This is a genomic window from Microbacterium meiriae (assembly GCF_040685015.1).
In the GTDB taxonomy this organism is placed as follows: domain Bacteria; phylum Actinomycetota; class Actinomycetes; order Actinomycetales; family Microbacteriaceae; genus Microbacterium; species Microbacterium meiriae.
Genome location: NZ_JBFBHD010000002.1, coordinates 1,007,042 through 1,021,564 on the forward strand (window position 1 = coordinate 1,007,042; position 14,523 = coordinate 1,021,564).

The following is a 14,523-nucleotide window of genomic DNA, read 5'->3' on the forward strand; positions in this document are numbered from 1 at the left end:
GCGGCAGGCGATCACCAACTGACCGGCAGCGCCTTGCCCTCCTCATATCCCGCCGCGGACTGCAGTCCGACGAGGGCGCGCTCGTGGAACTCCGGCACGGTCGCAGCACCGGCGTACGTGAAGGACGACCGCACGCCCGAGGTGATCATGTCGAGCAGGTCCTCCACTCCCGGCCGCAGCGGGTCGAGATAGATCTTCGAGGAGGAGATGCCTTCGGCGAACAGCTCCTTGCGCGCCCGCTCGTACGCGTCGAGCCGACCGAACCGCGCCTGCACGGCCTTCGTGGACGCCATCCCCCACGACTCCTTGAACAGCCGCCCGTCCGCGTCGTGCTGGAGCTCCCCCGGGGCCTCGATCGTCCCGGCGAACCAGGAGCCGACCATGACGGAGGCGGCACCGGCCGCGAGCGCGAGGGCGACGTCGCGGGGGTAGCGCACCCCGCCGTCGGCCCAGACGTGCGCTCCGGCCTCGGCGGCGGCCTCGGCGGTCTCCAGCACCGCGGAGAACTGCGGACGACCGACCGCCGTCATCATCCGGGTCGTGCACATCGCCCCGGGGCCGACGCCGACCTTGAGGATCGAGGCGCCCGCGTCGACGAGATCCCGCACGCCGTCCGCGGTGACGATGTTCCCCGCGACGATCGGGAGCCCGAGGCCGAGGGACGCGACCTCCTGCAGCGCCCGGAGCATGCCCTCCTGGTGACCGTGCGCGGTGTCGACGACGAGCACGTCCACGCCGGCGGCCGCGAGCGCCTTCGCCTTGGCCGCCACATCGCCGTTGATGCCGACCGCCGCGGCCACCGCGAGGCGGCCGTCGGCGTCCACGGCCGGGCGGTACAGGGTGGCGCGCAAGGCGCTGCGCGCGCTCAGCGTCCCGACGAGGTGGCCGTGGTGCACGACGGTGACGATCTCGACGTCCGCCTCGGTGATGACGTCGAAGGCGTGACGCTCGGAGCCGATGTCGTCCGCGTCGATGGACGGCGTCCCCCGGTGCACGAGGTCGCCGAGCTGTGCATCGGGCAACGCGGTCGCCAGACGCGTCGCCGGAAGGACGCCGACGATGCGGTCCACAGCGATCGGCGCCGCGCCGTGGGCCACGACGATCCCGTGTCCCACGGCGGCCGGAAGCAGGCGGAGGGCGTCGGCGACGGTCGCCTCCGGGGGCAGCACGAGCGGCGTGTCCCAGAGCACCGGCTGCCCCTTCACGTCGCGGATCGCGGCGTCGAGCTCCTGGAGCGGCAGGTCCTGCGGGAGCACGCCCAGCGCCCCGCGGCGTGCGAGCACGGCGGCGATGCGCGGCCCTGTCACCGAGTTCATGTTCGCGGCGACGAGTGGCAGCGTCGCGGGCGTGCCGTCGTGCGGGGCGAGATCGACCTGCAACCGACTGGTGACGGCCGAACGGCGCGGCACCAGGAAGACATCCGAGTAGGTCAGATCGACGGTCGGCTGCGCACCTGAGAACTCCATGCCTCCACGGTACCCAGATCGGCGCGGCGCGGGTCGCTCTCTTCGACGTCTCCCCGGTCGAAACAGGTTAGGCTTGGTGGTCGAGAGTGTGCGGGCCCGAGCGCATCCTGCGTCGTGCGTCCGCATCGGAGATCTTCAGCGATGAAAGAGGGCGATAGAGCGTGTCGAACCAGGTGACCGGCGTCGGTGGCGACGGGGGGTTCGGAGCCAATTCCTGGCTCGTCGAAGAGCTCTACGAGCAGTTCAAGGAGAACCGCGACTCGGTCGACAAGGAGTGGTGGCCCATCCTGGAGAAGTACCACTCCGAGACCACCGCAGGCGGAGGCGCTGCTGCTCCCACCGCGACGACGGCCCCGGCACACCCCGTGACCGCGCCCATCCCGGTGATCGGCTCGCAGCCCGTCGCCCGCACCACGGCGAAGCCCGCGGCGTCCGCCCCGATCCCCGCCCAGGCGCCGAAGCCGAAGCAGGAATCCAAGGAGGCGCAGCCGCCCTCCGAGGAGGACAAGGTCACCCCGCTGCGCGGTCTGCCGAAGACCCTCGCCGCGAACATGGACGAGTCCCTCACCGTCCCCACCGCGACGAGCGTGCGCACGGTCCCCGCCAAGCTGATGATCGACAATCGCATCGTCATCAACAACCACATGGCCCGCACCCGCGGCGGCAAGGTCAGCTTCACCCACCTCATCGGCTGGGCGCTCATCCGCACCCTCGACGAGTTCCGCAGCCAGAACGTCTTCTACGCCGAGATCGACGGCAAGCCCTCCGTCGTGGCCCCGGCGCACGTCAACCTCGGCATCGCGATCGACCTGCCCAAGCCGGACGGCACCCGCGCCCTCATGGTCCCGAGCATCAAGCGCGCCGACACCATGACCTTCACCGAGTACCTCGCCGCCTACGAGGACCTCGTCACCCGCGCACGCTCCAACAAGCTCACCGCCGCCGACTTCCAGGGCACCACGGTCTCGCTGACCAACCCGGGCGGCATCGGCACGGTCCACTCGGTCCCGCGTCTCATGAAGGGCCAGGGCTGCATCATCGGCGCCGGTGCCCTCGAGTACCCGGCCGAGTTCCAGGGCGCGAGCGACAAGACGCTCAACGAGCTCGCGATCGGCAAGACGATCACGCTCACCAGCACCTACGACCACCGCGTCATCCAGGGCGCCGGCTCCGGCGAGTTCCTCAAGAAGGTGCACGAGCTGCTGATCGGCCAGCGCGGCTTCTACGACGACATCTTCGCCGCGCTGCGCATCCCGTACGCGCCCATCCGCTGGAACCCCGACATCGCGGTCGACCTCGCCGAGCGCGTCGACAAGCAGTCGCGCGTGCAGGAGCTCATCAACTCCTTCCGCGTGCGCGGTCATCTCATGGCCGACATCGATCCGCTCGAGTACCGGCAGCGCTCGCACCCGGACCTCGAGATCGAGAGTCACGGGCTGACGTTCTGGGATCTCGACCGCGAATTCGTCACCGGCGGCTTCGGCGGGCGCCGCGTCGCGAAGCTCCGCGACATCCTCGGCGTGCTGCGCGACTCGTACTGCCGCACGCTCGGCATCGAGTACATGCACATCCAGGACCCGGAGCAGCGCCGCTGGTTCCAGGACAAGGTCGAGGTCAAGTACCAGAAGCCCGGCCATGACGAGCAGCTGCGCGTGCTGCGCAAGCTCAACGAGGCCGAGGCCTTCGAGACCTTCCTGCAGACGAAGTTCGTCGGTCAGAAGCGCTTCTCCCTCGAGGGCGGCGAGTCGCTGATCCCGCTCCTCGACGAGATCCTCCAGGGCGCGGCCACCGCCGGTCTCGAGGGTGCCGCGATCGGCATGGCCCACCGCGGTCGCCTGAACGTGCTCACCAACATCGCCGGGAAGACCTACGGCCAGGTCTTCCGCGAGTTCGAGGGCACGCAGACCCCCGGCAACCAGCGCGGCTCCGGCGACGTGAAGTACCACCTCGGCACCGAGGGCACCTTCGTCGCCGACGACGGCTCCTCGCTCCCCGTGTACCTGGCCGCCAACCCCTCGCACCTGGAGACGGTCGACGGCGTGCTCGAGGGCATCGTCCGCGCCAAGCAGGACCGCAAGCCCATCGGCACCTTCGCCTGGCTGCCGATCCTCGTCCACGGCGACGCGGCCTTCGCCGGCCAGGGCGTCGTCGTCGAGACGCTGCAGATGTCGCAGCTGCGCGGCTACCGCACCGGCGGCACGATCCACGTGGTCGTCAACAACCAGGTCGGCTTCACCACGACGCCGAGCGACGCCCGCACCTCGGTCTACGCCACCGACGTCGCCAAGACGATCCAGGCACCCGTCTTCCACGTGAACGGCGACGACCCCGAGGCGGTCATCCACGTGGCCCAGCTCGCGTTCGAGTACCGTGAGCGCTTCCACCGCGACGTCGTGATCGACCTCGTCTGCTACCGCCGACGCGGTCACAACGAGGGCGACGACCCCTCGATGACGCAGCCGCTGATGACCGACCTCATCCAGGCGAAGCGCTCCGTCCGCCGCCTGTACACGGAGTCGCTCGTCGGTCGCGGTGACATCACCGAGGAGGAGTACGACGAGGCCAAGGCCGACTTCCAGAACCGCCTGGAGATCGCCTTCGCCGAGACGCACGCCGCCGAGACCGGAGCCACCCCGATCGCCCCGGAGGAGGCCCCGCAGGTCGAGGACCAGGTCGGAGCCCCCGAGGTCACCGGTGTCCCCGCGGAGGTCATCCGCCTCATCGGCGATGCATTCGTGAACAAGCCCGAGGGCTTCACCGTGCACCCGAAGATCCAGCAGCTGCTGGAGAAGCGTCTCGACATGAGCCGCAACGGGAACATCGACTGGGGCTTCGGCGAGCTGCTCGCCTTCGGGTCGCTTCTCGTCGAGGGCACTCCGGTGCGCCTCGCCGGCCAGGACTCGCGCCGCGGGACGTTCGTACAGCGTCACGCCGCGCTCCATGACCGGGCGAACGGCCAGGAGTGGCTGCCGCTGTCGAATCTGTCCGACGCCCAGGGCCGCTTCTTCGTCTACGACTCCCTCCTCAGCGAGTACGCCGCACTCGGCTTCGAGTACGGCTACTCCGTGGAGGCTCCCGAGGCCCTGGTGCTCTGGGAGGCGCAGTTCGGCGACTTCGTCAACGGCGCGCAGTCGGTCATCGACGAGTACATCTCCGCCGCGGAGCAGAAGTGGGGTCAGCAGTCCAGCGTCACCCTCCTGCTCCCCCACGGCTACGAGGGTCAGGGGCCGGACCACTCCTCCGCACGCATCGAGCGGTTCCTGCAGCTGTGCGCACAGGACAACATGATCGTGGCGCGTCCGTCGACGCCGGCGTCGCACTTCCACCTGCTGCGCCGTCAGGCCTATGCCCGCCCGCGCAAGCCGCTGATCGTGTTCACCCCGAAGGCGATGCTGCGCCTGCGGGGAGCGACGAGCCCGGTCGAGGCGTTCACCGGCGGTCGGTTCGAGCCGGTCATCGACGACGACCGCGGTCTCGATCGTTCCGCCGTGAAGCGCGTCCTCGTGCACAGCGGCAAGGTGCATTGGGACCTCCGCGCCGAGCTGGAGAAGAACCCGAACCCGGAGATCGCCCTGGTGCGTCTGGAGCAGCTCTACCCGACACCCATCGACGAGCTGAAGAAGATCACCGACTCGTACCCGAACGCCGAGCTCGTATGGGTGCAGGAGGAGCCGGAGAACCAGGGCGCCTGGCCGTTCCTGGCCCTCGCGTTCGCGGATGTCCCCGGCGACCGCTCCTTCCGCCCCGTGTCGCGTCCGGCTTCGGCGTCTCCGGCGACGGGCTCGTCCAAGGTGCACGCCACCGAGCAGGCCGCTCTGATCCGCGCGGCGGTGACCCTCGGCTGATCCGCTCTCGGACGACGAGAAGGGCGCCCCGGCTTCGGCCGGGGCGCCCTTCTCGTCGTCCGGGGATCAGTACCAGATGTCGAGGGACGGAGCCGGGAAGGCGACGAACGCGCGGTCCAGGGCCTCGACGGCCGCGGGCGCGCCGGCGATCCGGCCCGCACCGTGCAGCGCGGCGACACGGATACTGCCTGCGTAGATCGACGAGAGCGCGGAGACGTCGAGGACGAGGTCCGCCCCGGTATCCGGAGCCGCCTCGACGCGCGCCCGCCCCTCGGCGTCGATGCGCAGACGCCACGTGCCCGCGGCGAAACCGAGCGCGTCCTCGATGCGGAGCACCGTGTCCAGGGGCGCGGCGTAGGACCGGGCCGTGAGCGCGGCGGGGACGTCCAGGACGCGGAGCCAACCGTGGTCGTGCACCTCCTGGGTGACCCCGCGCGGGTCTCCGACGAGCCACGGCAGCGGGTCGTCGAGAGGACGGAGGTCGGCGGTCACCTCGTCCACGAGATCGTGCTGCAGCGCGAATCGCCACAATGCGGCCGTCGCCTCCGCCGTCTCGCCGACGAGCAGACGCACGTGCAGCGCGAACCGGAAAGTGCCCCCGCGCTCGGCGAGGTGGAACGCCATCACGCCGCGCACCTGCCCGGACTCGTCGCGATAGCGGATACCGCGCACCCGGTCCCGGTCGGTGTCTGTGCTCGCGAGCCCGCTGATGCCCGCCCAGCGGGCCGGCCATCCGGGGACCTGCCCCGATCGGGCGATACGCGCCCGCTCGTGCGCCTCCGCCAGCGCGGCCGCGAGCTCTTCGCGCTCGAGGTACTCGACGCCGCCCGCGGGACCGGGCCCCGCCCATCCGGCGCGGCGGACGTCGACGGTGAACCGCGACACCGGGACGGCAGAGCCGAAGCCGTACCGTCCGTAGATCGTCGCCTCGGACACCGTGAGCCCGGCGACCGGGAGACCGGCGTCGGAGGCGGCGCGCAGCTCCCCCTCCAGCAGCGCCCGCGCGATGCCACGACGACGATGGGTGCCGGCCACAGTGACTCCGCTGATCGCCCACATGCCGATCTCACCGCCGGGGATCGTCAGCGGAGTCACCCAGGAGTCGATGGTCGCCACGGGGAAACGGTCGGCCGGGGTGTCGGGCTCGTACACGCCGATGTTGCGCCGGCTCCTCAGGGTGCCGACGCCTTCCTCGCGAGCCGCCTCCGAGGGGTCGGCGCCGAGGAACCCGCGCGCCATCGCTCGCTGGAAGGCGGCCACCCGCGCCGAGTCCGTCGTATCGAGGACCCGGTAGTCGAGGTCCTGTGCCGCGAGGCGGTCGACGGAGGTCTGGTCAGCGGGGATCCCGCGCGCATCGATGAGGGCCATGCACACAGCCTACGGGCGGTCTCCGACGCCCCGCACGCGCTCGCAGCGCCTCAGTGCTGTGCGGCCTGGACCTCGCGCAGCCGGGCGAACACCTGGTCGCGCAGCTCCTCGGGAGCGGTCTCCTTGCAGGCACGGGCGATCACCTCGGTGAGGGTCGTCGCCACCAGAGCCTCGTCCCGGCACGCCGGGCAGTTCTCCAGGTGCTCGCGGATCTCGGCGTGCTCCGTCTTGCACACCTCATTGCGGAGGTACTCCTCCAGATCCTGACGGGCCTTGTCGCAGCCGCAGTCGCTCATTTCTTGCTCCTCGGGTCAGCCGCGGCGATTCCCCGCTCCGCGGCGTAGTCGGCCAGCAGCTCCCGCAGCATCCGCCTGCCACGGTGCAGACGGCTCATGACGGTGCCGATGGGGGTCTTCATGATGTCGGCGATCTCCTGGTACGCGAAGCCCTCGACGTCGGCGAGGTACACCGCGAGACGGAAGTCCTCCGGGACTGCCTGCAGCGCGTCCTTGACGACCGACGCCGGCATGCGGTCGATGGCCTCGGCTTCGGCCGACCGGCTGTGCGAGGCCGTCGTCGACTCGGCGCCGCCGAGCTGCCAGTCCTCGAGCTCGTCGATGGTGCCCTGGAACGGTTCGCGCTGCCGCTTCCGGTAGATGTTGATGTACGTGTTGGTGAGGATCCGGTACAGCCACGCCTTCAGGTTCGTTCCCTGCGCGAAGGTCGACCACGACCCGTAGGCCTTGACGAAGGTCTCCTGCACGAGATCGGCGGCGTCCGCGGGATTGCGCGTCATGCGCATCGCGGCGGCGTAGAGCTGGTCCATGAAGGGGAGCGCCTGCTCCTCGAACTCGCGCCGAGGGTCGCCGACGGTGGCTGCGGTTGCGGTGTCGTCCATCACCGGCCAGTCTAGGCGGCTGAGGTCGATCACCTCGCGTTCCAGCGTCGCAGGCATCCTCTTCCCTTCGCACCGAAGCCGCCTCTCACGAGGACGGCGTTGCGTTTACTAAGGTGAGAACCGATGAGCGCCAAAAGGTATTCCCCCACCCGTGTGCAGGGCGCCTACCCCGCGCCCACGATCGACGGCCCGGTCCACGCCGAGCTCACGATCCCCGGGTCCAAGTCCCTCACCAACCGCGAGCTCCTCATCGCGGCCATCGCGGACGGCCCCGGCCGCCTGATCGCGCCGCTGCACTCTGACGATTCGCAGCGCATGGTGGAGGCCCTCCGCGCGCTCGGCGTCGGCATCGAGGAGGTCGACGCCGGCCACGAGTTCGGTCCCGACCTCGTGATCACGCCCGGCAAGCTCCGCGGCGGCACGACGATCGACTGCGGCCAGGCCGGGACCGTCATGCGCTTCATCGCGCCGCTGGCCGGCCTCGCCGAGCAGGACGTCCACCTCACCGCGCACGAGACGGCTCTGCACCGACCCATGGGCGGGCTCATCAGCGCCCTGCGCGACCTCGGCGTCGACATCGACGACGAGGGAACCTGGGCCCTCCCGTTCACCATCCGCGGCCACGGTCACATCCGCGGCGGTCGCGTGGAGATCGACGCGTCGGCCTCCAGCCAGTTCGTGTCCGGGCTGCTTCTGGCCGCTCCACGCTTCGACGTCGGCCTGCACCTCGTGCACACCGGCGAGCGGCTGCCGAGCCTGCCGCACATCGACATGACCATCGAGGCCCTCAGCCGCCGTGGCATCCGCATCGAGCGCCCCGCGGTCGGCGAGTGGCTGGTGGAGGCCGGGGGCCCCCGCGCCAAGGAGATCCCCATCGAGCCGGATCTCTCCAATGCGGCACCGTTCCTCGCGGCCGCGCTCGTCACCGGCGGCTCCGTCGCGATCACCGGCTGGCCGGCGCACTCGACCCAGCCCGGGGCGCTGCTGCCCGAGATCCTGCAGGCTGCAGGCGCCCACGTCAGCCGTCACGGCGGGGTCCTCACCGTGCGCGCCGGTTCCGGCATCCGCGGGCTCGATCTCGACCTCTCCGCCGCCAGCGAGCTGACGCCGACCCTCGTGGGTCTCGCGGCCTTCGCCGACGGCCCCACGACGATCCGGGGCATCGGCCACATCCGCCTCCACGAGACCGATCGCATCGCGGCGCTCGTCGGCAACCTGCGCGCTCTGGGCGGGACCGCCGAAGAGCTCCCCGACGGCATCCGCATCGTGCCGGGCCCGCTCCGCGGTGGCTCCTGGGCGGCGCACCACGACCACCGGATGGCGACGACCGGCGCGCTCATCGGCCTCCGCGTCCCCGACGTCGTGATCGACGACATCGGCACCACCGCCAAGACCCTCCCGGAGTTCACCACGCTCTGGGAGCGGATGCTGCGAGGCTGACGGGTGAGCTGGCTGAACGACGCCGACGACCTCGAGGACGACTTCGAGGACTACGACGAGAGCAGCATCCGGACCCGCCCGAACCCGAAGGCCAACCGACCGCGCACCAAGCGGCGCCCCGCGCACGAGGACGCGCAGGTCGGCCGCGTCCTGGGTGTGGACCGGGGCCGGTACTCCGTGCTCCTCGACGAGGACACCCCGCAGGAGCGCACGATCACCGCCGCCCGCGCCCGCGAGCTGCGGCGCACGCCGATCGTCACGGGCGACCAGGCCCGCGTCGTCGGCGACACCTCGGGAGACGAGGGCACGCTCGGGCGGATCGTGGGGATCGTCGAGCGGACCTCGCTCCTGCGTCGCAGCGCCGACGACACCGACGAGGTCGAACGGGTGATCGTGGCGAACGCGGACCAGATGCTCATCGTCGTCGCCGCGGCCGATCCCGAGCCGCGTGCCCGCCTGGTCGACCGCTACCTCGTGGCGGCCCTCGACGCCGGGATCCGCCCCCTCCTCGTGGTGACGAAGACCGATCTCGCCGACCCGGCGCCCTTCCTCGCGCACTTCGACGGCCTCGACCTCCGCGTCTTCACGAGCGCACAGGACGAGATGCCCGTCGACGAGATCGGCGCGGCGCTCATCGGCCACTCGACCGTCTTCGTCGGGCACTCCGGCGTGGGCAAGTCGACCCTCGTGAACGCCCTGGTCCCGACCGCGGGCCGCGCCACCGGACACGTGAACCAGGTCACCGGCCGGGGACGCCACACCTCCTCCTCCACCGTGTCCCTCCGCTACGAGGGCCCAGGCGGCACGGGCTGGGTCATCGACACCCCCGGCGTGCGCTCCTTCGGGCTGGGGCACGTCGAGCCCGCGAACATCCTCGCCGCCTTCACCGAGCTCGCCGTCATCGCGGAGGACTGCCCGCGCGGCTGCACGCACCTGCCGGACGCGCCGGACTGCGCCCTCATCGAGGCAGCGGAGCGCGGCGAGCTGAGCGAGACGGGGCGGGCGCGGCTGGACTCGCTGCAGCGGCTGCTGCAGACCTTCGCCGACAAGGCGGAGCAGCCGCCCGGACGGTAGGCTGGGGGGCGTGACCGAACGCCTGGAAACCGGAACCGCCGCCCCCGACTTCGCTCTGCTCGACCAGGACGGGAACACCGTCCGGCTGGCCGATCTGCGCGGCACGAAGACCGTGCTGTACTTCTACCCCGCGGCGATGACCCCGGGGTGCACGACCGAGGCCTGCGACTTCCGCGACAGCATCTCTTCGCTCCAGGGCGCCGGGTACCAGGTCGTCGGCGTCTCGAGGGACGAGCCTGCGAAGCTGGCCGCCTTCCGCGACCGCGACGGTCTCACCTTCCCGCTGCTCAGCGACCCCGACCACGCGGTGCACGAGGCGTACGGCGCCTGGGGCGAGAAGATGAACTACGGCAAGGTCGTCGAAGGCGTCATCCGCTCGACCTTCGTCCTCGACGAGGACGGCATCATCACGAGTGCCCAGTACAACGTGAAGGCCACCGGCCACGTCGCGCGTCTGCGCAAGCAGCTCGGCATCGACGCCTGACGCGTCGCGGCGGAGTCACTCCGCTTCGCGCCTCGTCCCCTCACGGCGTGCGCTCGCGATGAGGAGGGCGAAGCCGGCGACGGCGGGAACCCCGAGGCCGAGCACGAACACCCACGGGATCGGCGGCAGCGTGAGGGCGCCGAGCGCCAGGGCGATCGCGAGGACCTGGAACACCACCCCGCCCGATCGCGCCCAGGAGCGCCCGGCGCGGGTGCCGAAGGCGAAGGCTCCCAGTGCCGCGGCACCGATCAGGGTCAGGACGATGAGAGCGATGGCCGTCGGCAGCGATGCGGCGTCCCCTGCCCCGAGTCCCGCCATCTCGATGGCCGCGAAGACGAGCAGGGCGACCGCTTCGACGGCCAGGACGGCGGCGGCGGCGCGGGCGATTCCCGGTGCGCGCACGTGGTCCTCCCGGGGATCGAATGACGAGAAAACCCTTGATTTCAGGGTATTCATGTAACAGAATAGAGAAAGTCATGTGCTCCCACAGCGGCGTGGGGCGAACGTTCGCGTTCGCATCACAATCAGCGGGCATCCGCCCGTATCTCAACAGGGTAGCGGAACCCGAACCGTCGCCCGAATCGAGAGGTCGCATCGCGACATCTCATGAAATCCACACCGAGGAGCCCCCATGGACTGGCGTGACAAGGCCGCCTGCCTGACCGTCGACCCCGAACTGTTCTTCCCGGTCGGCAACACCGGCCCGGCCGTCGACCAGATCGAGAAGGCGAAGACCGTCTGCGCGACGTGCACGGTCACCGAGATCTGCCTGCAGTACGCCCTGGAGACCAGCCAGGACTCGGGCGTCTGGGGCGGCCTGTCCGAGGACGAGCGCCGCGCGCTCAAGCGCCGCGCCGCCCGCGCCCGCCGCGCCTCCTGAGATCCGAGAAGCGGCCTGAGACACCGTCTCAGGCCGCTTCTGCGTGTTCCGACGAGGCGTCAGCGCTCGAGCCAGCGTAGCGGGATGTCGATGACCACCTCGGTCCCCTCACCCTCGCTCCCCCGCCAGTCGATCGTGCCGCCGAGCTCGCCCTGGATCAGGGTGCGGATGATCTGCGTGCCGAGGCCCTGACCGATCCGGCCCTCCGGGAGCCCGTGGCCGGTATCGCGAACCGTCACCCGGAGGTTGTCCTCGGTGCGCTTCGCGTCGATCGTGACGACGCCCTCCTGCCCGGCGAGGCCATGCTCCACCGCGTTCGTGACCACCTCCGTCAGGGCGAGGGCGAGCGGCGTGGCGTATTCGCTCGGGAGCACGCCGAAGTGTCCCGTCGACTGCGTGCGGGCCCGCGTGTTGGGAGCCGACGCCACCTCGGCGACGAGCTTGAGGACACGATGGAAGACCTCGTCGAAGTCGACCTTCTGCGTGAGGCCCTGAGCGAGGGTGTCGTGGACGACCGCGATCGCATCGACGCGGCGCATGGCCTGCGTGAGAGCATCCCGCGCCTCGTCGGAGTGCGTGCGTCGCGCCTGGATCCGGAGCAGGGACGCCACCGTCTGCAGATTGTTCTTGACCCGGTGGTGGATCTCGCGGATCGTCGCGTCCTTGGTGATGAGCTCCTGCTCCTGGTGGCGCAGCTCCGAGACGTCGCGGCAGAGCACGATCGCCCCGATGCGGGTGCCGTGATCCTTCAGGGGGATGGCACGGAGGGAGACCGTCACCCCCCGCGCCTCGATGTCGGTCCGCCAGGGCGCCCGCCCCGTGACCACCACGGGCAGCGACTCGTCCACCTGGCGGGACGGCGGTACGAGCCGGGTGGTCACCTCGGCCAGGGACTCGCCCTCCAGCTCGTCGTCGAAGCCCATCCGATTGAACGCGGACAGGGCGTTGGGGCTGGCGAAGGTCGTGATGCCGTCCACGTCGATCCGGATGAGACCGTCCGATGCCCGAGGCGCACCGCGGCGCGGCGATGTCGGCGCTGCAGGGTCGGGGAAGCTGCCGTCTGCGATCATGCGGAACAGGTCGTTGGCACACTCGTCGAAGGTGATCTGCTGACGCGACGGCGTGCGGACCTCCCCGAGGTTGGTGTGCCGCGTCACCACCCCGATCACGCGCGGAGCCTTGTCCTCGCCGCGCCGCTCGATCACGATCGGGACCGCGCGCACCCTGGTCGGGGTCTCCTCGAACCAGTCGGGCGAGGACGAGTCGACGATCTCCGCCGACTCGAAAGCGCCGTGCACCTGCGTGCGCCACTGCGGGCGCACCCGCTCCCCGACGATGTCCCGGTAGAAGAGCGTCGCCGCACCGCTCGGTCGCGCGTGAGCGACGGCGACGAACGAGCCGTCGTCCGTCTGGATCCACAGGACGATATCGGCGGAGGCGAGGTCCGCGAGGAGCTGTCCGTCACCGGCGAGCCGGTGCAGCCACTCCACGTCGTCGTCGGTCAGAAGGCCCTGGGCCTGGGCGAGATCACTGAGGGTTGACACCTCACCAGCCTAGGCTCCCCCGCCTCAGAGGATGGCGAGCGACGTCGCGCGCCACCGTCGGTCCAGTCCCTCGAGTCGGATGGCCACGGCACGGGTGCGCCCCGGGCCCGCGACCACGACGACCGCCTCGACGATGCCGTCCCGTGGGTGCGTCACCCGCACCGTCCGGATGACGAAGGTGGGTCGGGTCGGCGCGACACCGCGAGCACTGCGCGCACGGGCGGCGAGGTTGGCCCTGGTGACGACGCTGCGATACGCCTCCTCGCTGAACCAGCGGGCGAGCTGATCCACCTCCCGCACTCCGGCGAGGGCCTCGAGCGCCCCCTGGGTGAGGCTCCGCACGAGGAGCACGGGGTCCGGAAGCTCATCGGCCGGAGTGGGCTGCGGTCCGAAGTACTCGGCCAGCATCATCTCGATCTCCCCTCGGAGGCGTCGGCGAGCCGTCAGTAGAACACGTTCCCGGTACGGCACGGTCGGCGCAGGAGGAGGTCTGTGGACAACCCGTAGATTCCGCGCTTCGGGCGAGGGCCGCGGCGACCGTCCGCGCGGATGTGGATAACTCGGACGATACGATGTCCGCCCCTACGCTCGGTCGGGTGCACTGGGATTCCCTCTTCGACGACCTGGAAGGACAGCTCGCCGCGGAGTGGGAGGCGGAACGCGCCGCCCGCGACGCCGAGTCCGAGCGACTCCGCATCGCTCGACTCGACCTGCGCGCTCGATTGCGCCATCTGTGCGCCGCGAACATCGAAGCGACACTCCACCTCGTCGACGGGGCTCACCTGCCCGTCGGCCTGCGGTCCCTGGGCGTGGACTGGCTCGCCGCCGTCTCGCGCGTGCCCCAGGGCGCGCGCGTGCCGAGCTCCATGCTGCTGATCCCGATGACATCCGTGCTCGGACTCACGCTCGACCACGGATCGATGCTGGGCAGCCTCGCCGACGACACGAACGGTGGAGCGACCACGCTCCGCGAACGGATGACCTTGGGGTTCGCCCTCCGCGACCTCGCACGTCGCCGTCTTCCGGTGCAGCTCCGCCTCCTCGTCGGCGACGATCTCCACGGGACCATCGATCGCGCCGCCGCCGACCACCTCGATCTCGCCGAGCACGACAGCGGCGCCACCCGCCGGGCCGACGCGGTACGGGGCTTCCGGATCGTGCCGTACGCCGCCCTCGCCGCGATCCGCGTGCAGGGAGCTCCGACTCTCTGACGCTCAGGGACGCCGTGACGCGGCGGGTCCCCACAGCTCGGGGAAGCTCGCGGCCTGCGACTGCCGCCACAGGGCCATCCGCCGCGCCTCCTCCACCTGCGCGGCCAGGTACTCCTCGATGCTCGACTCCTCGATGCGCCAGCGCGCGGGCGCACCGAGGGGGGCGCCGCGAAGGTCTCCGGCATGGACGAGCGCGATCACCTCGTCCACATCGATGCTCAGCAGCTCTGCCACCTGCGCAGGCGCGAGGAAACGGGGGGTGTGCGGGTGTGGGGGTGTCATGCCCTCATTCTGGGCGCGGAGGGCGGCGGAG

At 70.8% G+C, this 14,523-nt stretch carries 14 protein-coding genes; 6 read left to right on the forward strand and 8 right to left on the reverse strand.

Translation table 11 applies throughout. The features are described 5' to 3' along the window. Window positions 1–11: 11 nt before the first annotated feature. Complete coding sequence (guaB1, locus tag AB0N68_RS13390) at window positions 12–1,466, reverse strand: GMP reductase (RefSeq protein ID WP_313366670.1); 1,455 nt, start codon at window positions 1,464–1,466, stop codon at window positions 12–14. Window positions 1,467–1,627: 161 nt separating this feature from the next. On the opposite strand from guaB1, the gene AB0N68_RS13395 reads away from it, so the two are divergent. Continuing rightward, window positions 1,628–5,311 carry a multifunctional oxoglutarate decarboxylase/oxoglutarate dehydrogenase thiamine pyrophosphate-binding subunit/dihydrolipoyllysine-residue succinyltransferase subunit gene (locus AB0N68_RS13395; protein ID WP_187663744.1) on the forward strand — a complete coding sequence of 1,228 codons (3,684 nt, stop codon included), beginning with the start codon at window positions 1,628–1,630 and terminating at the stop codon, window positions 5,309–5,311. Between the two features lie 66 nt (window positions 5,312–5,377). On the opposite strand, the gene AB0N68_RS13400 is transcribed toward AB0N68_RS13395, so the two are convergent. From AB0N68_RS13400 to AB0N68_RS13410, 3 genes are read right to left on the reverse strand one after another with little or no spacing between them, the layout of a single operon-like run. Continuing rightward, the gene (locus AB0N68_RS13400) at window positions 5,378–6,679 is read right to left on the reverse strand and encodes a GNAT family N-acetyltransferase (RefSeq protein ID WP_268776523.1); all 1,302 of its coding nucleotides are present in this window, start codon (window positions 6,677–6,679) and stop codon (window positions 5,378–5,380) included. Window positions 6,680–6,729: 50 nt separating this feature from the next. Next, on the reverse strand, window positions 6,730–6,975 hold the full coding sequence (locus AB0N68_RS13405; RefSeq protein WP_025103064.1) for a zf-HC2 domain-containing protein: 246 nt from the start codon (window positions 6,973–6,975) through the stop codon (window positions 6,730–6,732). Beyond that, window positions 6,972–7,634 carry a sigma-70 family RNA polymerase sigma factor gene (locus tag AB0N68_RS13410; RefSeq protein WP_025103063.1) on the reverse strand — a complete coding sequence of 221 codons (663 nt, stop codon included), beginning with the start codon at window positions 7,632–7,634 and terminating at the stop codon, window positions 6,972–6,974. The genes AB0N68_RS13405 and AB0N68_RS13410 overlap by 4 nt, the downstream gene beginning before the upstream one ends. Before the next feature lie 66 nt (window positions 7,635–7,700). On the opposite strand from AB0N68_RS13410, the gene aroA reads away from it, so the two are divergent. The 3 genes from aroA to bcp are packed head-to-tail and all read left to right on the forward strand — an operon-like array spanning window position 7,701 to window position 10,575. Further along, window positions 7,701–9,017 carry a 3-phosphoshikimate 1-carboxyvinyltransferase gene (gene aroA, locus AB0N68_RS13415; RefSeq protein ID WP_313366668.1) on the forward strand — a complete coding sequence of 439 codons (1,317 nt, stop codon included), beginning with the start codon at window positions 7,701–7,703 and terminating at the stop codon, window positions 9,015–9,017. A 3-nt stretch (window positions 9,018–9,020) separates the two neighbouring features. Then, window positions 9,021–10,091 carry a ribosome small subunit-dependent GTPase A gene (gene rsgA, locus AB0N68_RS13420; RefSeq protein WP_259955260.1) on the forward strand — a complete coding sequence of 357 codons (1,071 nt, stop codon included), beginning with the start codon at window positions 9,021–9,023 and terminating at the stop codon, window positions 10,089–10,091. A gap of 10 nt (window positions 10,092–10,101) precedes the next feature. Continuing rightward, the gene (gene bcp / locus AB0N68_RS13425) at window positions 10,102–10,575 is read left to right on the forward strand and encodes a thioredoxin-dependent thiol peroxidase (RefSeq protein ID WP_259955259.1); all 474 of its coding nucleotides are present in this window, start codon (window positions 10,102–10,104) and stop codon (window positions 10,573–10,575) included. Window positions 10,576–10,590: 15 nt separating this feature from the next. Here bcp and AB0N68_RS13430 read toward each other — a convergent pair whose 3' ends face one another. Then, a complete protein-coding gene (locus tag AB0N68_RS13430; protein WP_187663739.1) occupies window positions 10,591–10,977 on the reverse strand; it encodes a hypothetical protein in 387 nt (128 codons plus the stop codon). Between the two features lie 229 nt (window positions 10,978–11,206). Between AB0N68_RS13430 and AB0N68_RS13435 the strand changes: the two genes are divergently transcribed. Next, a complete protein-coding gene (locus AB0N68_RS13435; RefSeq protein ID WP_017203224.1) occupies window positions 11,207–11,455 on the forward strand; it encodes a WhiB family transcriptional regulator in 249 nt (82 codons plus the stop codon). A gap of 59 nt (window positions 11,456–11,514) precedes the next feature. Here AB0N68_RS13435 and AB0N68_RS13440 read toward each other — a convergent pair whose 3' ends face one another. Further along, the gene (locus AB0N68_RS13440; protein ID WP_187663738.1) at window positions 11,515–12,999 is read right to left on the reverse strand and encodes a sensor histidine kinase; all 1,485 of its coding nucleotides are present in this window, start codon (window positions 12,997–12,999) and stop codon (window positions 11,515–11,517) included. A gap of 24 nt (window positions 13,000–13,023) precedes the next feature. Then, entirely contained in the window at window positions 13,024–13,410 is a 387-nt protein-coding gene (locus AB0N68_RS13445; RefSeq protein WP_187663737.1) for an Rv3235 family protein, read from the reverse strand. 185 nt (window positions 13,411–13,595) lie between these two features. On the opposite strand from AB0N68_RS13445, the gene AB0N68_RS13450 reads away from it, so the two are divergent. After that, window positions 13,596–14,210, forward strand: coding sequence for a hypothetical protein (locus tag AB0N68_RS13450; RefSeq protein WP_187664133.1), 615 nt, complete (start codon window positions 13,596–13,598; stop codon window positions 14,208–14,210). A 3-nt stretch (window positions 14,211–14,213) separates the two neighbouring features. Here AB0N68_RS13450 and AB0N68_RS13455 read toward each other — a convergent pair whose 3' ends face one another. Continuing rightward, window positions 14,214–14,492 (reverse strand): helix-turn-helix domain-containing protein, encoded by a 279-nt coding sequence (locus AB0N68_RS13455; protein ID WP_259955251.1) that lies wholly within the window; start codon window positions 14,490–14,492, stop codon window positions 14,214–14,216. Between the last annotated feature and the right edge of the window lie 31 nt (window positions 14,493–14,523).

Bases quoted from the DNA above. Each gene is read 5' to 3' on its own strand.
- AB0N68_RS13410 (WP_025103063.1), bottom strand. From the start codon at position 7,634: ATGCCTGCGACGCTGGAACGCGAGGTGATCGACCTCAGCCGCCTAGAC.
- AB0N68_RS13445 (WP_187663737.1), bottom strand. From the start codon at position 13,410: ATGATGCTGGCCGAGTACTTCGGACCGCAGCCCACTCCGGCCGATGAG.
- AB0N68_RS13400 (WP_268776523.1), bottom strand. From the start codon at position 6,679: ATGGCCCTCATCGATGCGCGCGGGATCCCCGCTGACCAGACCTCCGTC.
- AB0N68_RS13455 (WP_259955251.1), bottom strand. From the start codon at position 14,492: ATGACACCCCCACACCCGCACACCCCCCGTTTCCTCGCGCCTGCGCAG.
- AB0N68_RS13405 (WP_025103064.1), bottom strand. From the start codon at position 6,975: ATGAGCGACTGCGGCTGCGACAAGGCCCGTCAGGATCTGGAGGAGTAC.
- guaB1 (WP_313366670.1), bottom strand. From the start codon at position 1,466: ATGGAGTTCTCAGGTGCGCAGCCGACCGTCGATCTGACCTACTCGGAT.
- AB0N68_RS13435 (WP_017203224.1), top strand. From the start codon at position 11,207: ATGGACTGGCGTGACAAGGCCGCCTGCCTGACCGTCGACCCCGAACTG.
- aroA (WP_313366668.1), top strand. From the start codon at position 7,701: ATGAGCGCCAAAAGGTATTCCCCCACCCGTGTGCAGGGCGCCTACCCC.